Origin of the sequence: Nocardia sp. NPDC051911, assembly GCF_040681035.1 — a bacterium.
GTDB lineage: Bacteria > Actinomycetota > Actinomycetes > Mycobacteriales > Mycobacteriaceae > Nocardia > Nocardia sichangensis.
In genome coordinates this window covers 120,748-140,870 of the sequence record NZ_JBFAXY010000004.1, presented here as the reverse complement: position 1 = coordinate 140,870, position 20,123 = coordinate 120,748, and the positions used below count along the sequence as shown (strand labels likewise).

At 68.9% G+C, this 20,123-nt stretch carries 18 protein-coding genes; all 18 read left to right on the top strand.

The genetic code is table 11. The annotated features are described in order from the left end of the window. Window positions 1-248 precede the first annotated feature (248 nt). Window positions 249-2,657 carry a RelA/SpoT family protein gene (locus AB0L97_RS06695; RefSeq protein WP_364425894.1) on the top strand — a complete coding sequence of 803 codons (2,409 nt, stop codon included), beginning with the start codon at window positions 249-251 and terminating at the stop codon, window positions 2,655-2,657. Between the two features lie 299 nt (window positions 2,658-2,956). Continuing rightward, window positions 2,957-4,555 carry a cutinase family protein gene (locus AB0L97_RS06690; RefSeq protein WP_364425892.1) on the top strand — a complete coding sequence of 533 codons (1,599 nt, stop codon included), beginning with the start codon at window positions 2,957-2,959 and terminating at the stop codon, window positions 4,553-4,555. 57 nt (window positions 4,556-4,612) lie between these two features. After that, entirely contained in the window at window positions 4,613-5,581 is a 969-nt protein-coding gene (locus AB0L97_RS06685; RefSeq protein ID WP_364425890.1) for a hypothetical protein, read from the top strand. Between the two features lie 15 nt (window positions 5,582-5,596). Beyond that, entirely contained in the window at window positions 5,597-6,475 is an 879-nt protein-coding gene (locus tag AB0L97_RS06680; protein WP_355070507.1) for a hypothetical protein, read from the top strand. Further along, the gene (locus AB0L97_RS06675) at window positions 6,472-7,134 is read left to right on the top strand and encodes a DUF6668 family protein (RefSeq protein ID WP_364425887.1); all 663 of its coding nucleotides are present in this window, start codon (window positions 6,472-6,474) and stop codon (window positions 7,132-7,134) included. The genes AB0L97_RS06680 and AB0L97_RS06675 overlap by 4 nt, the downstream gene beginning before the upstream one ends. A 51-nt stretch (window positions 7,135-7,185) precedes the next feature. Next, the gene (locus AB0L97_RS06670) at window positions 7,186-7,482 is read left to right on the top strand and encodes a hypothetical protein (RefSeq protein WP_039799032.1); all 297 of its coding nucleotides are present in this window, start codon (window positions 7,186-7,188) and stop codon (window positions 7,480-7,482) included. Then, window positions 7,482-7,766: a hypothetical protein gene (locus tag AB0L97_RS06665; protein WP_364425884.1), complete on the top strand. Its 285-nt coding sequence runs from the start codon at window positions 7,482-7,484 to the stop codon at window positions 7,764-7,766. The genes AB0L97_RS06670 and AB0L97_RS06665 overlap by 1 nt, the downstream gene beginning before the upstream one ends. A 31-nt stretch (window positions 7,767-7,797) precedes the next feature. Next, window positions 7,798-8,454 carry a hypothetical protein gene (locus AB0L97_RS06660; RefSeq protein ID WP_364425882.1) on the top strand — a complete coding sequence of 219 codons (657 nt, stop codon included), beginning with the start codon at window positions 7,798-7,800 and terminating at the stop codon, window positions 8,452-8,454. Then, on the top strand, window positions 8,451-9,263 hold the full coding sequence (locus AB0L97_RS06655) for a hypothetical protein (protein ID WP_355070515.1): 813 nt from the start codon (window positions 8,451-8,453) through the stop codon (window positions 9,261-9,263). The genes AB0L97_RS06660 and AB0L97_RS06655 overlap by 4 nt, the downstream gene beginning before the upstream one ends. A gap of 23 nt (window positions 9,264-9,286) precedes the next feature. Beyond that, window positions 9,287-10,093, top strand: coding sequence for a hypothetical protein (locus tag AB0L97_RS06650; RefSeq protein WP_364425879.1), 807 nt, complete (start codon window positions 9,287-9,289; stop codon window positions 10,091-10,093). Window positions 10,094-10,131: 38 nt separating this feature from the next. After that, complete coding sequence (locus tag AB0L97_RS06645) at window positions 10,132-11,562, top strand: hypothetical protein (RefSeq protein WP_355070519.1); 1,431 nt, start codon at window positions 10,132-10,134, stop codon at window positions 11,560-11,562. Further along, complete coding sequence (locus AB0L97_RS06640; protein WP_355070521.1) at window positions 11,559-13,049, top strand: SCO6880 family protein; 1,491 nt, start codon at window positions 11,559-11,561, stop codon at window positions 13,047-13,049. The genes AB0L97_RS06645 and AB0L97_RS06640 overlap by 4 nt, the downstream gene beginning before the upstream one ends. A gap of 7 nt (window positions 13,050-13,056) precedes the next feature. Beyond that, window positions 13,057-15,201 (top strand): hypothetical protein, encoded by a 2,145-nt coding sequence (locus tag AB0L97_RS06635; RefSeq protein ID WP_356961665.1) that lies wholly within the window; start codon window positions 13,057-13,059, stop codon window positions 15,199-15,201. Continuing rightward, a complete protein-coding gene (locus tag AB0L97_RS06630) occupies window positions 15,198-15,506 on the top strand; it encodes a transposase (RefSeq protein WP_067802237.1) in 309 nt (102 codons plus the stop codon). The genes AB0L97_RS06635 and AB0L97_RS06630 overlap by 4 nt, the downstream gene beginning before the upstream one ends. Before the next feature lie 37 nt (window positions 15,507-15,543). Further along, on the top strand, window positions 15,544-17,208 hold the full coding sequence (locus tag AB0L97_RS06625; protein WP_364425876.1) for a peptidoglycan DD-metalloendopeptidase family protein: 1,665 nt from the start codon (window positions 15,544-15,546) through the stop codon (window positions 17,206-17,208). Window positions 17,209-17,273: 65 nt separating this feature from the next. Continuing rightward, a complete protein-coding gene (locus tag AB0L97_RS06620; RefSeq protein WP_364425874.1) occupies window positions 17,274-17,837 on the top strand; it encodes a hypothetical protein in 564 nt (187 codons plus the stop codon). Between the two features lie 42 nt (window positions 17,838-17,879). Further along, entirely contained in the window at window positions 17,880-19,715 is a 1,836-nt protein-coding gene (locus AB0L97_RS06615; RefSeq protein ID WP_355070529.1) for a TraM recognition domain-containing protein, read from the top strand. Beyond that, entirely contained in the window at window positions 19,712-20,095 is a 384-nt protein-coding gene (locus tag AB0L97_RS06610; RefSeq protein ID WP_355070531.1) for a DUF4913 domain-containing protein, read from the top strand. The genes AB0L97_RS06615 and AB0L97_RS06610 overlap by 4 nt, the downstream gene beginning before the upstream one ends. The last annotated feature ends 28 nt before the right edge of the window (window positions 20,096-20,123 follow it).

The window sequence follows — 20,123 nt, the reverse complement described above, 5'->3', positions numbered from 1 at the left end:
GCTGCGGAGAGCGTCGCGTGCGCAGGGAGGCTACCGAGCGCCGCGCTCCGTATGTGTCCGAAATACGACGGTGGAAGAGGGTGGCCGGGACCCCTGCGCGCCCGCGCCGGTTCGTCGTCCCGGCACTCCGGCGCGCATCCTTCCTCAGCAGAGCGGACGTGGGTGCTCCGCCCGGACTAAAGTTGGTGGTCCGGGAGGTTGCACCGGTCGGATAGGGTGGTCCGATCGAGGCGCGGAGAGGTGGTGGCATGACTCAGCATCTGGGCGAGGCGAAGGTCGAGCAATCGACGTCGGGCCCGCGGTCGAACGGTGCGGGCGCCACCGACGCCGCGCAGACCCCGAAATCGCCGGAGTCGGCGAACGCGACCCCGCCGCGTCAGCCCGGCACCTCTTCCGCCGTTCCGACCTCGGCTTCGCGCCGGGTGCGAGCCCGTCTGGCCCGCCGCATGACCGGGCAGCGCGGTATCGCGGCGGTCAAGCCGGTGCTGGAGCCGCTGGCCACCGTGCACCGCGAGCTGTACCCGAAGGCGAACCTGACGCTGCTGCAACGCGCGTTCGATGTGGCCGACGAGCGGCACAAGCATCAGTTCCGCAAATCGGGTGACCCCTACATCACCCATCCGCTCGCCGTGGCGAACATTCTCGCCGAACTCGGCATGGACACCACCACGCTGGTGGCCGCGCTGCTGCACGACACGGTCGAAGACACCGGCTACAGCCTCGAACAGCTCACCCAGGACTTCGGCTCCGAGGTCGCGCACCTCGTCGACGGCGTCACCAAGCTGGACAAGGTCAACCTGGGCGCGGCCGCCGAGGCCGAGACGATCCGCAAGATGATCATCGCGATGGCCCGCGACCCGCGTGTGCTGGTGATCAAGGTGGCCGACCGGCTGCACAACATGCGCACCATGCGTTTCCTGCCGCCGGAGAAGCAGGCCAAGAAGGCCAAGGAAACGCTGGAAGTCATCGCACCGCTCGCCCATCGCCTGGGCATGGCGACGGTGAAGTGGGAGCTGGAGGACCTCGCCTTCGCGATCCTGCACCCGAAGAAATACGACGAGATCGTCCGGCTGGTCGCCGACCGCGCGCCCTCGCGCGACACCTACCTGGCGAAGGTGCGGGCCGAGATCGTCAACACGCTGGCCGCGTCCCGGATCAACGCGATCGTCGAGGGCCGCCCGAAGCACTACTGGTCGATCTACCAGAAGATGATCGTCAAGGGTAAGGACTTCGACGACATCCACGACCTGGTCGGCATCCGCATCCTGTGCGACGAGGTGCGCGACTGCTACGCGGCCGTCGGCGTGGTGCACTCGCTGTGGCAACCCATGGCGGGACGGTTCAAGGACTACATCGCCCAGCCGCGCTACGGCGTCTACCAGTCGCTGCACACCACCGTGGTCGGGCCGGACGGCAAGCCGCTGGAGGTGCAGATCCGCACCCAGGACATGCACCGCACCGCGGAGTTCGGCATCGCCGCGCACTGGCGCTACAAGGAGACCAGGGGCAAACACTCCAACGACACCGCCGAGGTCGACGACATGGCGTGGATGCGCCAGCTGTTGGACTGGCAGCGTGAGGCCGCCGACCCCGCCGAGTTCCTGGAGTCGCTGCGCTTCGACCTGAAATCGCCGGAGATCTTCGTGTTCACGCCGAAGGGTGACGTGATCACGCTGCCGCAGAAGTCGACGCCGGTGGACTTCGCCTACGCCGTGCACACCGAGGTGGGGCACCGTTGCATCGGCGCCAGGGTGAACGGGCGCCTGGTCGCGCTGGAGCGTCAGCTGGAGAACGGCGAGGTCGTCGAGGTGTTCACCTCGAAGGCGCAGAACGCGGGACCCAGCCGCGACTGGCAGAACTTCGTGGTGTCGCCGCGCGCCAAGGCCAAGATTCGCCAATGGTTCGCCAAGGAGCGTCGCGAGGAGGCGCTGGAGAGCGGCAAGGAGCAGATCTCCAAGGAAGTCCGTCGCGTCGGGCTGCCGCTGCAGCGGTTGATGAGCGTCGACGCGATGACCGCCGTCGCCCACGAACTGCACTACACCGACATCTCCACGCTCTATACCGCCGTCGGCGAGCACCAGGTCTCCGCGCACCACGTGGTGCAGCGGCTGATGGCGCAGCTCGGCGGCATCGGCGACGTGGAGAACGAGCTGGCCGAACGCTCCACCCCGTCGACGACACCGAGCAGGCAGCGGGTCACCGGCGATGCGGGCGTGCTGATCCCCGGCGCTCCCGGCACGGTCGCCAAGCTGGCGAAGTGCTGCACTCCGGTGCCCGGCGACGAGATCATGGGCTTCGTGACCCGCGGTGGCGCGGTGAGCGTGCACCGTACCGACTGCACCAATGCCGGCTCCCTGCGTGAGCAGGCCGAACGGATCATCGAGGTGTCCTGGGCCCCGTCGCCGTCCTCGGTGTTCCTGGTCGCCATCCAGATCGAGGCGCTCGACCGCACGCGGCTGCTGTCCGACGTGACCAAGGTGCTGGCCGATGAGAAGGTCAACATCCTGTCCGCCTCGGTGGCCACGCACGGCGACCGGGTGGCGATCAGCAAGTTCACCTTCGAGATGGGCGATCCGAAACACTTGGGGCACTTGCTGAACGTGGTGCGCAACGTGGAGGGCGTCTACGACGTCTACCGCGTCACCTCCGCGGCCTGACGCGCGCGAACCCTTCGAGTAGCTGTCAATTAGCTCTTATCGCAAGGGTTTCCGCTTGCCGCCAACTCGGCTCCAGGGGTTGCCATTCGGGGCGCGATGCCGGAAACTTGTCGGACCCTTCCCCGGAACGCGCCACTGCGTGTCGCGTTCAACTCGGTGTGTCGTGGAAGTTTTCCGTCGATGCGGCAGTAATAGCCGTAATCTGTTACGGTCTATTGCGTTTCATGGCGTTGAGGTAGCTGCGGCTGACGACTTGATTGCGGATCGCTATGACTGGATACTCGGCAAGACTCTCGGGGATGCTGGTAGCACTCGCCGTGGCTGTGGCGACCGCCGGTGTCGCCGCGGCGGAGCCGTCGAATCCTGTTGGCCCGTCGACGAAGATCCGTCTCACGACCTGTCCCGCGTTGTACGCCTTGGGCATTCAAGGAACGGGTGAATCGTCGCCGGATGCCGCGCCCACCACCGACACCGGAATGCTTTCCACCGTGTTCCGCCCGATGATGGCGAAAGCTCCGGACACCGGACTCGTCGATCGGGCTTACGTGCCATACGAATCCGGCTTCGGCGGTGCGACAGCCGGTGGCGCGGCGCCGTATTCGGAATCCGTGGCCGGCGGCCTGGCCCGTCTGCGGAGCATGGCCGGGACCGTTGCCGAGGCTTGCCCGAACAGCCGGTTCGCGGTCGTCGGTTATTCGCAGGGCGCGCACGTCGCCTCGATGTTCGCCCAGGAGGTCGGCCAAGGGCACGGTGCGCTGCCCGCCGAAAAGGTCGCCGCGGTCGCGTTGTTCGGCGACCCGACCCGCAATCCCGGTGCGCCGCTTTTTCCCGGCGCGCCCGGCAAGGCGACGCCGGACGCCGCGCCGGGAACCTCGGGGGACCGGCTGGTGTCCATCGCCGCACTGCCGCAGGCGCCCGCCACCGGCGGCGGCATCGGCCCGGAACGAGACAAGGCCGCGAATTTCGGGGCGCTCACCGGCCGGGTGGCGAGTTTCTGCGCGGCGGGGGATCTCGCCTGCGACGCCCCGGACGGCGCGCCCATCCTGAAGGCGGTCGCCAACGTGGCGGGCCAGTCCAAGCTCAGCGGCGGCGACCCGATCGCCTCACTGGTATCGATCGCGCAGGCGCTGGCGTTCACCTCCATCAAGACCGCGACCGAAGTGGTCAACGGCGACATCCAGGGCAATTCGCTGGCCACCCTGTCGATCTCGCCGCAGAAGTCGATCTCGCAGCGCCTCGCCGACGCCTCGGATCCACGAACTCCGCTGAATCTGCCCGCCGCGCTGCAGGCGCTGCTGAAAGTCGGCATGATCGGTTTGAACTCGGTGATCGCGATGGTCCGGACGGTGATCGCCCCGGCGAACATCGCCGAGCTCGCCACCGCGGGCCTGGCGAATCCGCCCGCCGCCCTGCTGTCGCTCGGCGTCAAGCTGCTCGGTGCTATTCCGCAGCTGATCCCGCCGACCACCGGCGTCCGTCTGGTCACCCAGGCGTTCGACGCGGTGGTGCAGAACATCACCGACAACAGCGAGCTGCTGAACACGACCACGTGGGTGCGCTACTGGGACACCGTGCAGCGTCACACCGCTTACACCAGCGCGACCGTCTCGGCGAACGGTGACGCTCCCACCCAGTTCGTGGCCGACTGGTTCGCGGCGATCGCTCGCGACATCGCCGACGCGTTCGGCAGCAAGGCCGAGCCGAGGGCCGTGCTGGAGAAGCAGCCGACCGGATTCTTCGGGGACGGCTCCGGCGCGTCTCCCACGCCGAGTTCGTCCGGTACGGGACAATTTCCGTTCGGGACAGGAGCCGACGGCGCCTCATCCAGCGGCGTGACGTCGATTCCGCCCACCGACCGAACCGGCACACCCAACACCTACCCGTTCTCCACGAACTGATCGCCGAGAGGGTCCGACGATGCGATACTGCGTGCCCTGCTCTGCGGGAATGGGGGAATGTTGAAGTCGTACAAACAGCTTTCCCGCTGGTACGGCGCTCTCGAGCCGGCGGTCGGAACGCCAGAGGCGGGCAAGCCGGATGAGGCGGACACCATTGCCCCGGCAGACGACGACGCGCCTTCGCGCTATCCGGACTACATCCGCGACGACACCGAGCCGTGGCAGCGCAAGCCCGAGGAGGTCCCGTCGGATCTGCCCGCGCAGCGCAGCGAATTCACCGGCGGGTGGTCGGATTGGGTGGTGACCGGCCGGGCGCCCGGCCCCGATGACGACTACGTCGCGCCGCGGCAAACCGATCCGGTCAAGTTGCCGTGGGCCGACGACGACACACCCGAGCCGGTCGAGCGGCCGCGCCCTGCGGCGTCGCGTGCGCTGCGCCAAGCCGCCCGCGACCATCCGGCGGTGCGCCGAGCCCGGCTGCTGCTCATCGGGATAGCGGCGGTGCTGATCATCGCCGTCGCCGCGGTGTGCGTGCTGCTGCTGCTGCGCTCCGCCGCCGGTCGCGCCGCGCTGCCCAAGGACTCACATGGGTCCGCGTCGGTGCAGCTCACCGTCGGCGGTGTGCACGCGGGCGGCGACCCGCGCGCGGTGAGCGCGGGCGCCTGCCCGACCGAGCGCAGTGACGCGATCGTGCGCAGCGCGGAGCCGGGCGGCACGGGCTCCGGGCCCGACGCGGTGCTGTCGTTCCAGTACGCGTACTACGTCGAACGTTCGGGGGACCGCGCCCGCGCGGCCGTCGCTCCGGACGCCGACGTCCAGCCCGCCTGGGTCATCCAGCGGGGCATCGACTCCGTCCCGATCGGCACGACGCACTGCGTGCGGATCGTGACGGTCGCGGACAACCGGTATTCGGTGGAAGTCACCGAGTACCGGCCCGGCGGCGCGCCCGCCACGTACAACAGGCAGACGGTCACCACCGCGGTGATCGACGGCCGCACCCTGATCACGGGTATCACGGCCGGATAAAGGAGAGCAGAGGCGATGGGAGAGGACTGGAGCCGCTGGCTCGACGATGCGCCCGGGGAGGGCGCGGCGTCGAGCCGGCCGGTGCGTTCGAAGGCTCCGGTAGTGCGGTTGCGGCGCGGCAAGGGTGACGGTTCCGATGCGGATCGTCCGGCGCAGCGGCCGATCCTGGTGGTCGGTGGATGCGGTGGTGCGGGTACCACGACGACGGCATTGGGTTTGGCGGGTGAGATGGGCACGGGTGGAACGCCGACAGTCGCGGTGGACGCCACTTCGGCGGGCAGTGATCTCGCGCTGCGTGGCGCGGACGAGCATCTGCACCCGATCAGTTTGCAGTCCTGGCTGTACGGACGCGGTGACGACGAGCCGGCGCCGTTGAAGGAGTGCCTGTCGCGGGCGACCTCGGGCGTCGGCCTGCTGTGGCGCGATGCCGCGCCGCTGCGCAGGCGTGCGACCTATCTCACGGTCGCCCGCGCGGTGCGCGACGCCGGATACACCGGCGTCTACGACGGGGGGCATCCGATTGCCGCCCGGCAACTGCTTCCCTTGCTCGACGACGCGGAAGTCGCTCTGGTACTTGCCATTCCGGCGCGCAACGATGCGGCCAACCGGCTGCGGGTCGCCCTGGAATGGCTCGACGACCAGTTCGGTGACGCCGAGGAAGGACACGGCGGCGGCATCGTCGGCGACACCACCATCGTCATCTCGCACCAGTATCCCGGCGACGACTCCCGGGTAGCGGATCATTTGCGCCAGCACCTGTCCGGCTGGGTTCGCGATATCAGGGAGATTCCCTACGATCCGCATCTGGCCCGTGGTGAACTCGTGCGGCACTCCTCGTTGGCGGACGAGACGCGCCGGGCGTATGGGCGCCTGCTCGCCGGGGTGGCATCATGACCGCCGCCATGATTTTTCCGCGTCAGCCCGATCCCGCGCCCGCCGGTGTGATCGCCCCGCCGGAGTCCCGCCGTGCCGCCGTCTGGGACCGTCCCGTACCGGGTGTCGGCCGTGCGCCGCTGGTCTGGCTGCTGGGTGTGCACGGCGGAGCGGGAGCCAGTACCCTCGCGCATGTGCTTGCGCCCGCGGCGGATTCGGGCCGCCGCTGGCCCGGCGTCTTCGACCGCGAAAGCCCGTTCGTCGTCCTGGTCGCCAGGGAGACCATCGCCGGTCTGTCTCGCGCGCACGATCTTCTGCGCCAACATCTTTCGGGTTTCGCCGGTCCTTCCGACGTGCTCGGCCTGATCACCGTCGCCGCCAGGCCAGGACGGATGGCTCCCGAGATCCGGCGCTACCGAGACGTGGTCGGCTCCCTGGCCGGACAGGTGTGGCAGGTGCCGTGGTACGAGGAGTGGACACTGGTCGAACCGGAGCAGCTGCCGGTGTGGTCGCCCGGTGACCTGGTGCCATCGAGGAAACGCAAGCTAGATCTGCTGGAGGAAGTCCCGCTCGATGTCCGGGAGCTCGGCGCCGACATCGTGGCGGCAGCTCGGACGGCACTGGAGGAGGCCGGCTACGACCGCGGGTCTCCGGATCTTCGCAAGCCGTCCGATGAGTGAACGTCCGCATCGCATCGGCGACCACCACCCACTATTCGAGAAAGGCACCCGATGAGCACGCTCCTCCTCGCCGTGCAGGACACGTACGGCACCGTACTCGCGCAAGTCGGTAATCCGACGCCCGAGGCGCCGCCCGGTTCGGAGAAGATCCTGCAGCTGGTGCGGTATCTCACGTGGTTCGTCCTGTTGTCCGGGATCTGTGGCATCGTCTACGCGGGCGGCAAGTTCGCCTGGGAGAAGTGGACCGGTGGTGGTCTGGAGTCGCCGAAGATGGTGGCGGGCGCGATGATCGGCGGCGTGGTCGCCACCAGCGCGGGCACCATCATGAACGCGGTCATCGGGACCTGATGTCGGCGATGGGTACCGTACAGATGCTCGCGGCCGGGTCGCTGGCCTACAAGCAGATGCCCGCCGACGTTCTCGCACCGCTGATGCAGCTGCTGAACTGGCTGCTGTGGTTCGTCCTTCTGGTGTGCCTGGCCTGGATGATCGTCTCCGCGGGGAAGCTGTGGCTGGTCTTTCGCAGTGACCTGGCCATGAACGATGCCTCGCACGGCGTTCTGATGAGCCTGCTGGGTGCTGTGGTGGCGAGCACGGCGTCGGGGATCGCCCTGGCGTTCCTGCCCGCGTGAGCCGCCGGAGCGGGACGGGGACGACGCGGGAATGAATTCGACAGTACTGCGGCCGGCGGACACCGCGGCGTGGCGGCGTGACATCCGTCGCCCCGCGGCCGGAGTCGTCGGCGCCGCGCTGCTGTTCGCGGCGGTCGGCTGCGGGGGTGGCACGGACTCGGTGGGGCCGGACCTCTCGGCCGCTCCCACCGATGTGCGGTGGCAGCCGTTCCAAGGGGTGCCGCTGCCGCACACCGGCCAGGGACCGCGGTCGACGGCCGACGGCGCGGCGACCGGTTTCGAGCACTCGCCGCGCGGCGCGGCCATCGCCGCGCTGACCCACTCCGTGCGGCTGGCCGTGGCGGCCGATACTCAATGGGCGAAAGTCGCTGCCGCGGAGCTGGTTCCGGGCCCGGCCAAGGACGAATGGGCGATCAACCGGGTGCAGCTGTCGATCACCGGCCCGGCGGGCCCGGAGTTCGCGCCCCGTTTGCTCGGCTACAAGATCACCGGCTACTCGGAGTCGCGGTCCACCGTGGACGTCTACACGGAGTACTCCGACAGATCGAAGGCGGTGCACCACACGGCCGTGGAGTGGTTCGGCGACGACTGGAGATTACGGCTGCCGGATCCGGAGTCGACCGTGCGACCGATCGATTCGATCGACGCATTACCTACCGACATCGTGAAAGTGGAGGCACCGACGTGAGCGACAGGGAGTCGTACGCGCGCGACCGTGTCTCCTTCGGGATCGTCGCCTCCGCCGCCGTGCTGGCGCTCATCGTGGTGGTCGGCATCTTCGTTTTCGTCAGCCGTGACGACGAGCCGGTCGCAGGCGCGCCCGCCGTCGCCGAAGGCTCCGGCGGCACCGGCTTCGCGAGCCCCGAGCTGGACATCCTCGGCAGACGGGTCGACATCCCGAACAACGCTGCCGGGCAACCGCTCGCGCAGGACCCCTCCCGGCAGCGCAAGCCCAGCGACGCGGACTGGCTGACCGCCGCGCCGGAGGGTACCGCCGAACCACACGGCTGGCAGCGGGTGTACGGCGCGTCCGTCCCGTTCTCCACCTCCGACGGGCCGACCCGGATCGAGGACGACTTGGCCGTCGGGTACTCGCACACCCCGCAGGGCGCGGTGCTGGCCGCGGCGCAGATCACCTACCGGCTCAACGCCCGGCCCGCCGACCGTGACCTGTACGTGCGCCAGGTCCGGGTCTCCGCCCAGCAGATCGCCGCCTACGACAAGGCGCTGGCCGACTCCCGGCTGCCGAAACAGCAGCCGGAAAAGGTGACCCGCTACTTCGTCGCCTCGGACGCGTTCAAAGTGGATGACTACGCCGACGATCTCGCCATCGTCCGGTTGGCCACCAGGGGCCCGGTGATCGACGGCAAACAACTGTGGGCGGCGACGCGTCTGGCCATGGTGTGGGACGCGGGCGATTGGCGCCTGAAGCCCACGACCACCAACAACGCCCAGACCGAGTACGTCGAGTCGCTGCAGGGGTGGACGCGATGGTGAGTCGTAGGAGGTCTTCCGATCGCATGCCGCCTGCCGTGCTGGGCGCGGGAGCGGTACTGGCCGTGGCGGTGGCCGCGGTCGTCACCGTGTTCGCAGTCCGGGACGACGACGCGGCAGCCGGCCAGGTGTCGCAGACGACGGCATCGGCCGACCTTTCCGGCGCACCCGGTCCGGGGTCGTCCTTCGCTGGAACGGGTGCGGACTCGTTCGGCCATCGTTTCGATATCCCGAAAGACCCCGCCGGGCAGGCGCTCTCGCAGTCGGGCGCGCCACGGACGCCGACCGATCCGGAGTGGCAGACCGGCGCGCCGGGCGGGACGAACCAGCCGGGCGGTTGGCAACAGGTGTACGGCGGCCCCGTGGTTCCGTTCTCGACGACCGATGGACCCGCGCGCGTCGACAACGGTGTGCCGACGGGGTTCGCCAAGACCCCGCAGGGCGCCGCCCTGGCCGCCGAGCAGATCTACTGGCGGACCGTGGCGCGGCCCACCGACCACACGCTGTGGCAGCGGTTGGTGATCCTCACGCCCGAGGAACTCGCCGACCGGGCGCGCAAGATCGCCGAGGGCAAAGTGCCCGACGTCTTGCCGGAGAGCGTCAAACCGCTGCTGTACGCGTCCGACGCATTTCGAATCGAAAGCTATGGTGACGATTTCGCTGTTGTTCGTGTCGCCCGCAAGACCCGTGAGTTCCTGCACGGCGGGCGAAGTTGGGTGGCCATGAGACTCAACGTGGTATGGCGTGACGGTGGCTGGAGATTGAAGTCGTCCGCGGGCGACGCGCAGCCGCTCGAAACGATCGGTTCGATCGATGGGTGGACACAATGGTGAGGCGGCTAGTCACAATCCTCGCGGTCATCTTCACTGTGATGATCGCGACTCCGACCGTGGCCTACGGCCAGACGTACGGCTTCGACGATACGTGCAACGAGATCCACGACAGCCTCGACGGCCTCGGGCTGCCCGGCTTCACCCTCGGTGACGCCGCGTCCGCCGCGTGCAAGGCGGGCAATGCCGCCTCGCATCCCAACCAGGCTGCGACGGCGGTGAAGGACAAGGCCTGGGACTCCACCTTCGGCAAGGTGGTCGATTCGCTGATGAACGGTCTCGGCGAGGCCATCATCCTGGCGTTGACCTTCTGGATGAAGGTGCCCAACGAGGCGGTCAGCGATTCCGGTTCGTTGTTCACGAAGATCAACGACTACACCTATCAAGCGCAGATCCTGCTGCTGATAGCGTCGGTGATCCTGTCCGGGGCGCGATTGGCCGAAGCCAGACGCGGGGCCGCGATGAACGAGGCGGCCGAATCGTTCCGGATGTTCACCCGTGTCGTGTTCAGCTCCTGGATGCTGGGCGCGGTCATCGTCGCGGGCACGCAGGCGTCGGACCGCTTCGCGGAGTGGATCATCGACGACTCGACCAACGGCAATGCCAAGGACCTCGCCGAGCTGATGGTGAAAACCAGCAAGCTGCAGGCCTTTTCGCCCGGATTGGTGCTGATCATCGCGATCGTGGGCCTGCTCGGCGCGCTCGCGCAGATCGTGCTCGCCATCGTCCGGCAGGGACTGCTGGTGATCGCGGCCGGTGTGCTCCCGCTGGCCGCGGCGGCCTCCGGCATGAACATCGGCAAGCAGTCCTATCAGAAGCTCATCGGCTGGATCATCGCCTTCATGTTGTGGAAACCGGTGGCGGCGATCGTCTACATGATCGCGTTCACCACGGCGGGCCACGTCGACTCGCTCACTCCGACCAGCGGCTTGCCCGACGGTGAGCAGGCCCAGCGCATGCTGGTGGCGATCGTGCTGTTGTGCAGCGTGGCATTCGTGTTGCCCGCGCTGATGCGACTGGTCACTCCGGCCGTCGCGATCGTCGGCAGCGGCGGTTCGGGTTTCACCGCGGCGGGCGGCACCTTGGTCGGTGTGGCTGCTCTCGGCGCCATGGGCACCAAGGCGGTCGGCGTGAAGGGCACTGCGGCGCCGGGCCGGGCAGGCTATGTGAGCGGCAGCGGCACCGGACCGCGCCCGGGCGGTGCGGGCGGACCGCGTGGTGGCGGCGGCGCACCTCGGCCGACGCCGCCGCGCGGTGGCGGCGGCCCCCAGGGCGGCGCGGCTCCGCGCGCCTCCGGACCTGCGGGCGCGGCCGGGGTAGCGTCCGGAGCGGCCAGGACGGCAGGCCGGATCGGCGCGGCGCGCGCCGCGAGCGGTGGGCTGAGCCGGGCCGACCAAGCCATGGGTGACGTCGCGGGCGATCGCTGGACGAACCGTTCACCCGACCTCGGGAGGAGCACCATTCCGCGATGACAATCACCGACACCTACGAGCGCCGCTCGTACGGGCTTTGGCAGAAGCCGCGCAGCGCAGGCCTTTTCGGCTTGCGCTGGGAGGAAACCGTGCTCGGCTTCGCGGTCGTGATCACGGCGCTGATCACCGCGATGGTCGGCGGCTTCCAGTGGGGTGTGATCGTCGGCGGCGTCGGTGTCGTCGTGATGGTCCCACTGGTGTGGCGGACCGGAGGTCGTTCGGGTTACGAGACGGGATTGATGATGTTCAACTGGATGCGCTCGCGCAGTCGTGGCGAGCACGTGTACCGCGGTGGCCGCTTCTCCCGGATCCCCGGCGGCGTCACCCGTTTGCCGGGCCTGCTCGCGCCCTCCAAGTTGTATGAGGGCATCGACGCGGGTGGCTACAGCTTCGGCATGATCCACTTGCCGCAGTTCGCCCAGTACACCGTGGTGCTGCGCGCGTGGCCGCAGGGTCATGAGGCCGTGGATCAGCCCGTGATCGACCGGTGGGTGTCGGCGTGGGGAACCTTCCTGGCCTCGGTCGGACAGACCAGCGACATCGTCGCCGTGGTGCCGGTGATCGACACCGTGCCGGAGACCGGAAACCGTTTGCTCACCGAGGTTTCCACGATCACCAGGCCCGAGGCGCCCGAACTGGCCCAGCAGGTGATGTACGAGTTGGCCACCGAACTGCCGCAGGAGCGCGTGCAGTTGCTGCCGCGGGTGGCGATCACGTTCAAGGCCACCACCGCCGAGCGCCGCAAGAACCCGGCCGAAGAAGCCGTGGAGATCGGCCGGCGCCTGCCCGGCATCTGCGCCGCGCTGGCGGAAGCCGGTGTGCGCGCTCAGCCGATGTCGGCGGACGAGGTGATCTCGTTCATCCGCCGCAGTTACGATCCCGCCTCGCAGGCCGACCTGGAGGTGGCCGCGGGCGAACCCGAAGGGCACGGCCTGGACTGGGCGGACGCGGGCCCGGTGTCCCACGACGAGAAGTGGGATTACTTGGTGCACGACGGTGGCCGGTCGGTCACCTGGGAAATGGATGCCGCCCCCGAGGGCGCGGTCGACGAGCGGGTGCTGCAGCGGCTGCTCGCGCCGAATCCCGAAGTGCCGCGCAAACGTATCGCGATCGTGTACCGTCCGCACTCGGCCGCCGACGCCGCCGAGATCGTCGACGACGATTTCAAGAACGCGTTGGTGGCCCAACAGAGCGAACGCGGAGTCGTGTCCGCGGCGGCGACGCTGCGGGTGGGCGCGACTCAGCAGGCCCGCGAGGAGCAGGCCAGGGGTCACGGTGTGACCCGCTTCGGGGCGCTGGTGACCATCACCGAGCCCTTGCGCGGTGACCTGCCGCGCATCGAAGCCATCACGCGCGACCTGTCGACCCAGGCGCGCTTGAAGATTCGGCGGTGCTACCGCTACCAGGCGGCGGCCTTCGCGGCCTCGCTCGGTTGCGGGGTGATCCTGCCGGAACACGCGACAATTCCGAAGGCACTGGCGGGGTGAGCGATTCATGGCACGCGACTACGAGCCACCCGTGCGGGAACGGGACGAGGACGCACGCCGCAGGCGGCTCGAACAATCCGGCCGGGACGAGTGGGGACAGCGGCCGGAACGGCGGCGCCCCACACGGGACTCGGCGCGGGTGAACGGCGAGGACCGGCTGGGCGTGGACACGACCGACCGGCGAGCGGGCGAGCGTCGCGCTCGACCGGGCGCGGGCCGCTCCGACGGCGTGCGCGCCGACCGGGGGCACAACGAACGCTCCCGGGCCGAACGGAACCCTCGCATGTCCCGCGACGCGGTCACCGAGCGCATCGCCGCGCGGCCGGAGCGCAGCGGCGCCAGGAACGGTCGCGTGGCACGGCCCGCGAAGGTCGACTACACCGCCGACCGCGCGATGGGCAGCCCGTACACGGACAAGGCGGCCCGTCGCGCGAAGGCGAAAGCCGATCGGCGCAAGCAATCCGGGCCACCGCTGCTCGACGACGCCACCCGTGCCAAGCTGGAGATGCTCGCCCGGGAGGGCAATGGCTTGCGGGCGGCATGGGCGCAGTTCCGGGTCCGCACCGACGACATCCGCCGCCGCAACTACGCGGCCCGCGCGGAGCAGACGATCGAGGACGGATTCGACCGCAGCACAGCGCAACTCACCGACCGCGGCTACGCGGGCGCGGGCGGCGGCCGGATGAACGTGGTCGGCCGCCCGGTCGAGTACCGTGCCACCACGGCCCAGGTCGCCGGTCTGTGGCCCTGGTCGGTCGGCGCGGGCGCGCCGCTGATCGGCACGCCCCTCGGTTCGCATCTGCACACCGGCGCGCCGGTCTGCTTCGACCCGATGAACTGGTTCATGCGCGGCAGCTTCATCACCGCGCCCAGCCTGTTCGTGCTCGGCCTCAACGGTTTCGGCAAGTCCTCGCTGGTCCGCCGCATCGTGCTCGGTGGCATCGCGCAAGGGATCACGCCGTTGATCCTCGCCGACGTCAAACCGGACTACCGGAAGATGGTCGAGCTCGTCGGCGGCCAGGTGATCGATCTGGGCTACGGGCACGGCAAGCTCAACCCGCTCGCGGCGGGCGTGCTCGGCGCGGTCGTCCCGCGACTGGAAGAGTTCCCGGCGTTGCAGCTGCAGGTGTTGCAGGACCTGCGGGCCAGGCAGGTGACGTTGATCGCGGGCCTGGTGGAACTGGTACGCGGCGATCGTGTCCGCGATTACGAGGAGACCCTGATCGCCACCGCGCTGCGCATACTCTACCGGCCGGGCAGCGGGTACACGCCGGACCAGCCGCCGATCATGGAGAACCTGCTCGAGGTGATCGTCGGCGGCGGCGAGGAATTGATGCTGGACGCGGGCGCCGACGACACCGCGGAGTACCAGGAGGCGATCAAGGGGCTGCGCCGCTCCCTACGCGCGCTCACCCAGGGACCGTTCGGCGCGGTCTTCAACGGCCAGACCACCGTGCCGATCGATACCAGCGCGGTCGCGGTGTGCATGGACGTCTCACACATCCCGACCGGCGACAAGAAGCTCAAAGCCGCGGTCATGCTGGCCTGCTGGGCCGACGGGTTCGCCTCGGTCGAGGCCGCGCACGTGCTCGCCGACGCGAAACTCGGTCCGCAGCGCTATTTCCAAGTGGTGATGGACGAGCTGTGGCAGGTGCTCGGCCTCGGTGACTTCATGGTCGACCGCGTCGACGAGCTCACCCGCTTGCAGCGCGGCATCGCCACCGCGCTGATCATGATCAGCCACACCATCAAGGACCTGCAGGCGCTCGGATCGGAAGCCGCCATCGCGAAGGCGCTCGGTTTCCTCGAGCGGGCGCGCGCCAAGATCTTCGGCGCGCTTCCGGCCGAGGAGATCAAACGGCTCGACAGCACGGTTCCGTTCACCTCGGCCGAGGAGGAGATGGTGACCGGATGGTCCGCGCCGCAAGCGCTGACCGGCGAGGCGCTCAAACCGGGACAGCAGCGGCCCTCCCCGCCCGGCACCGGTAAGTTCCTGCTGAAAATCGGTGAGGATCGCCGCCCCGGTATCCCCTTCCACATGGAATTCACGCTGTCGGAGAAGGAAAGCGGGATCCACGACACCAACCAGCGGTTCAGCGAGTTCACCGAATCGATCTCGCGAGGAACGGATTCACCGGGGAGCGCCGCATGATGCCGCACCGGTCCTACCGACGCGTCTCGCCGGAGGTGCGTCAAGCGGCGGTCGAACAGGTCATCGCGCTGACCGGCAAGCTGCGCAGTGAATCGGAGGCATGCCGCGTGGTCGCCGAGCAGATCGGTGTGCACACGAACTCGGTGCGCAATTGGGTGCGCGCGGCCGAAGGCCCCAGTCTGGAGCGGATGGACGCCACCGCGCTGCGGCGCAAGGTCGCACTGCTGCAACAGCAGTTGGCTGCCGCCGCCGAGATGAACCGCACGCTGGCCGACACCCTCAACGAGACTCGGCGCCGCACGTGAACCCGGGCTGCGCGCGGCACGATGCCGGAGTGCGGCGGTGAGCGGCAAATCCGTCTTGTGGACGGCGCTGGGCGCGGTGCTCGGCCTGATGACCATCGTGCTGGTCATCGTCATGCCCGCCGTCGACGACGCCTGTGAGGGCGGCTCCGTGCTCGGCTCGCAGTCGGCGCTTCCGCCGCTGGGCGGTTACCCGCCGGGCGATCGGCGCGCCGCCGCGACAACAGGTACCGGCGCGAGCCGACCCAATCCGGCCGCGACCGCCACACCCTCACTCGCGGCGGGAGTCGGCCCGCTGCGCCGCACGTTGCCGATGGCCACCGGAACCTTCACGGTGTCGGACACGTTCGGCGCGCGGGGTGGCGCGCACAAGGGCGTCGACCTGGCCGCGCCGGACGGCACGCCCATCTTCTCGGTCTCCGACGGCCGCGTCGTCGCCGCCGGTCCGGCATCCGGATTCGGCAACTGGATCGTCGTCGACTCGGTGGACATCAACGGCCGTTCGTACTCGGCGGTCTACGGCCACATGTGGGACTCCGGCGTCCTGGTCCGGCCGGGCGATACGGTGACCGCGGGGCAGCACATCGGCGCGGTGGGGTCGGCGGGTGAATCCAGCGGGCCCCACTTGCATTTCGAGATCGTCCCGGGCGGCCGTTTCACCGGCGGACGGCAGATCGATCCGCTGCCCTGGCTCGACGGTGCGCCGACCCCGGATGTCGGCGGTGCGCGAGCGTATTCCAGCGATCCACGCTGCAGCCTCGGTTTCGGCACCGCCGGTGGCGCGCTGGCCGCGGGCAAGGTGCCACAAGAACTGGAGATCTGGTACCGCCGTGCGGGGTCGATCTGCCCGCAGATCACGCCGTCGCTACTGGCCGCGCAGGGCAGGCAGGAATCCGGTTTCCGGCGCGGCGCGACCTCGCCCGCCGGTGCGCAGGGCCTGGCCCAGTTCCTGCCGACCACCGCGGTGAGCATCGATCCCGACGACGGTCAGCCGTACGTGATCGATGCCGACGGCAACGGCGTGGCCAGCGTGTGGGACGACGGGGACGCGATCGTCGGCCAGGGGCGTTACATGTGCGCGATCGCGCACCAGATCCAGCGGTGGCAGGCCGAGGGCAGGGTGCAGGGCGACATCGTCGCTTTGACGCTGGCGGCGTACAACGCCGGCGAAGGCGCGGTGCTGGCCTCGGGCGGCATGCCGAACCAGCTCACTGCGCACTACGCCGAGACCCAGCCATACGTGCGCAACATTCTCACCATGGAAGCGCAATACCGAGCGCCGGGTTCGCTCGGCCGGTTCACCCCTGGGCAGGGTTCGGCCGGCGACCAGATCGTCCAAGCCGCGCACGAGTGGCTCGGCACGCCCTACGTGTGGGGCGGCGGGGGACCCCAAGGACCGAGCGGCGGGGGGTTGGACGGACCGGGTCTGACCGCGGCGGCGGTGTTCGCGGCGTCCTCCGGCGCGGTGACGTTGCCGCGCACGGCCGAACAGCAGTGGGAGGCGGGCGCGGAAGTGCCGATGAGCAAGGCGCAGCCCGGGGATCTCGTGTTCAGCTCGTTCGGCGCGCGTGGACCCGCGCAGGTCGGCGTCTATGCGGGCAACGGCCGGATGATCCAGTCGGTGCCCGGCGCGGACGTCCGATCCGGCGGCGGCGTTTCGGAAGTCGCGGTGCCAGGAGACGGACGGGCGAGGAGGGTGCTGTGAGCGTTCACGGGCGCGAACACACGGCGGCGGGACTGCCGCGACGCCCCGGTGTGCGGTTAGCCTGGATGGACAGAGCAAATGCACGCGCGAAACTGGTGGTGATGCTGGTGGTGAGCGTCGCGGTGCTGGGTTCGGCCTGTGGCCGGACGGACCGCGCGGACTCGGGATCCGATGCGGCGCATTCCGCTACGTCCACACCCCGGTTGCTGGAGGGCGTGCCCGCCCCCGACCCGGTGACGCCGGACGGTGTCGCGGTCGCGGCGTTGCGGGAAATCTACAGTTGGCAGCCCGCCACCGAGACCCAGGGCGAGTCTCTGGGCCGAGCGCGGAAGTTTCTCGGCCCCAGCCTGATTCGTATGCTGGATGCGACGCCGACCGCGGTGCAGACGCCGAAGTCGACACTGCAGTGGGCGGATTGGGCGAGGGAAGGGGCGCATGTGGAGGCGTTCACCTTCGCGTCCGGCGAGAAGGCTCCTGCCCTCAGCGATCCGAACGTCCAGCAGTTCAAGATCGGGATCGAGCAGACCGTCGTCCATCCGAACGGACGCAAGGAGCCGCTGCCGCCCGCGACGGTGATCGCCACCGTCGTGCGCACACCCGACGGCTGGCGGCTCGACGCATTCCGCTGACCACTCGCTTTCCGTACCGGACGGCCGACCCAGGAGGGACACATGGCGAAGAAGAAAAAGGTGACGGATCCGGCCATCCCCGGACCCGATGTCAGCCTGCTACTGACCTACGCCGGCTTCGCGATCTTCGGAACCCTCTGGCTCGCGCTGCATCTGGGCAACATGCTCGAGGGCAGCCCGCAGAAGGTTCCGTTCAACCCGATCGCCATCGCGGCCGATCTGGCGCGAGGAAGGCTGCGCTGGCCGGGCGCGGCGACGGCGATCGTGCTGCTGGTGATCCTCAGCGTCGTAGCGTATCTGGTGATCCGCAAGGAGTTGCAGAAGCGCCGGTCCAAAGGCAGGTTGCCGGTCGACGACAAGGCCGACGTGATGGGCAACGGCGGCGCGATCTCGATGCTCACCGAAGCGGGCGTCCGGGAGAAGGCCGAGCAGCTGGGGGTGAGACTCGGCTACGACGACGCTCCGGGCGTGCCGATCGGCGTTGGTGTGGCCGACGGGGTGATGCTCTACGGTTCGTACGAGGATCTGCACCTGGACATCTGGGGTCCGCGTCAGGGCAAGTCGACCTCCCGGGTCATCCCGGCGATCCTCAGCGCGATCGGCCCGGTGCTGGCCACCTCGAACAAGCGCGACGTGGTGGACGCCACCCGAGACGTGCGGGAGTCCAAGGGAAGTCCCACCTTCGTCTTCGACCCGCAGGGTGTCGCGGGTGAAGAGCCGACCTGGTTCTGGGATCCGCTGTCCTGGGTGGACGCCAAGCGCGAAGGTTGTGAGATGCGCGCGGCGCGGCTTGCGGGGCACTTCGCCGACGGTGACGACGGCCGGGACACGAAGACCGACGCGTTCTTCGATCCCGAGGCCGAGGACCTGCTGGCCGGGTTGTTCCTCGCCGCCGCCGTCGGCGACCGCAACGGCAGCAGGCCGATCGTGCAGGTCTGGGAGTGGGTGACCAATCCGCAGGACACCGAGCCCATCGAGCTGCTGCGCGCCGCCCGCCATCACTACACGGCCTCGGGCCTGTCCTCGCAGTACAACACCGATCCGCGCACGCGCAGCGGCATCTTCGGCACGGCCAAGAAGATGATCCGCTGCCTGAAACTGTCGAACGTGCATCCGTGGATCTCCCGCGGCGGCGACCGCAGGGAATTCGACGAGCTGGAGTTCCTGGAGAACAACGGAACGCTCTACAGCTTGTCGCTGGAGGGCCGCGGTTCGGCCGCGCCGCTGGTGAGCGCGCTCACCGAGGCGGTGGTGGACGTGGCGATGCGCAAGGCGTCGCAGTCGGCCGGTGGCCGCCTGGCGATCCCGCTGCTCGCGGTGCTGGACGAGGCGGCAAACGTGGTGCGCTGGAAGGATCTGCCCAAGCAGTACAGCCACTTCGGCTCCCGGGGCATCGTCGTGATGACCGTGCTGCAGTCCTGGGCGCAGGGCGCCCGCTGCTGGGGCGAGAGCGGCATGAACGCGTTGTGGTCGGCGGCGAACATCAAAGTGCTCGGCAGCGGCGTGGACGACACGAAGTTCCTGCAGGAGCGTTCGGATGTGCTCGGTGAGTACGACGCGATCTCGCAGTCGGTGTCCGAATCCAAGGGCGGCAAGAGTTACTCACGCTCGCTGGGCTCGTCCAAGACGTTCTCGGTCAACGGTCTGGCGACGCTGCCGCGTGGGCGGGCCATCCTGTTCCCGTCCGGTGCGCCACCGGTGCTCATCCGTACCGTGCCGTGGTGGGAGGGTGAGTACGCTTCCGACGTGAAACAGTCCATCTCGCACCATGATCCGCAGCGCAAGACGCAGATCGCGGACGTCATCGGTTCGCCGTCGCTGAGCAAGTCGACGCCACCGCCGGAGTATGGCCAAGTCGAGGAGGTCCGGCCGCTGTGAACGAACCGCAGCAGAACATGCACTACGCGAACGTGGTCGAGTTCGTCGAGAACTATCTCAGCGTGATCTACCGTCGGCAGGTCACCGATCTCAGTGACACCGTGTGGTGCCCGGAGTGGTGGCAGCACGCGGAGGCAATTGCCCGGCTGGACGCGTTATGGCGCGCTTGGGAGCACTACCGCCAGGACGGGGCGACCGGACTGAGCGTCTGGTTCCTGGATCATGCCGATCCGCATATGGCGAAACTGTTCGATCCCAAGGGACCGTTCAAGTATTGCAGTGTGCGCAACGGTCATAAGGACATGCTCAACCCGCTGCCGACGAAAGCGCCGCAGAACGGCATGTTCAGTGACCCTACGATCGGTAACTTCCCGCCGTAGTGGCGATGCGTCACGGCGATTCTCGCCG

Coding starts and splice junctions, on each gene's coding strand:
- AB0L97_RS06695 (WP_364425894.1), top strand. CDS start 249: ATGACTCAGCATCTGGGCGAGGCGAAGGTCGAGCAATCGACGTCGGGC.
- AB0L97_RS06690 (WP_364425892.1), top strand. CDS start 2,957: ATGCTGGTAGCACTCGCCGTGGCTGTGGCGACCGCCGGTGTCGCCGCG.
- AB0L97_RS06685 (WP_364425890.1), top strand. CDS start 4,613: ATGTTGAAGTCGTACAAACAGCTTTCCCGCTGGTACGGCGCTCTCGAG.
- AB0L97_RS06680 (WP_355070507.1), top strand. CDS start 5,597: ATGGGAGAGGACTGGAGCCGCTGGCTCGACGATGCGCCCGGGGAGGGC.
- AB0L97_RS06675 (WP_364425887.1), top strand. CDS start 6,472: ATGACCGCCGCCATGATTTTTCCGCGTCAGCCCGATCCCGCGCCCGCC.
- AB0L97_RS06670 (WP_039799032.1), top strand. CDS start 7,186: ATGAGCACGCTCCTCCTCGCCGTGCAGGACACGTACGGCACCGTACTC.
- AB0L97_RS06665 (WP_364425884.1), top strand. CDS start 7,482: ATGTCGGCGATGGGTACCGTACAGATGCTCGCGGCCGGGTCGCTGGCC.
- AB0L97_RS06660 (WP_364425882.1), top strand. CDS start 7,798: ATGAATTCGACAGTACTGCGGCCGGCGGACACCGCGGCGTGGCGGCGT.
- AB0L97_RS06650 (WP_364425879.1), top strand. CDS start 9,287: ATGCCGCCTGCCGTGCTGGGCGCGGGAGCGGTACTGGCCGTGGCGGTG.
- AB0L97_RS06645 (WP_355070519.1), top strand. CDS start 10,132: ATGATCGCGACTCCGACCGTGGCCTACGGCCAGACGTACGGCTTCGAC.
- AB0L97_RS06640 (WP_355070521.1), top strand. CDS start 11,559: ATGACAATCACCGACACCTACGAGCGCCGCTCGTACGGGCTTTGGCAG.
- AB0L97_RS06635 (WP_356961665.1), top strand. CDS start 13,057: ATGGCACGCGACTACGAGCCACCCGTGCGGGAACGGGACGAGGACGCA.
- AB0L97_RS06630 (WP_067802237.1), top strand. CDS start 15,198: ATGATGCCGCACCGGTCCTACCGACGCGTCTCGCCGGAGGTGCGTCAA.
- AB0L97_RS06620 (WP_364425874.1), top strand. CDS start 17,274: ATGGACAGAGCAAATGCACGCGCGAAACTGGTGGTGATGCTGGTGGTG.
- AB0L97_RS06615 (WP_355070529.1), top strand. CDS start 17,880: ATGGCGAAGAAGAAAAAGGTGACGGATCCGGCCATCCCCGGACCCGAT.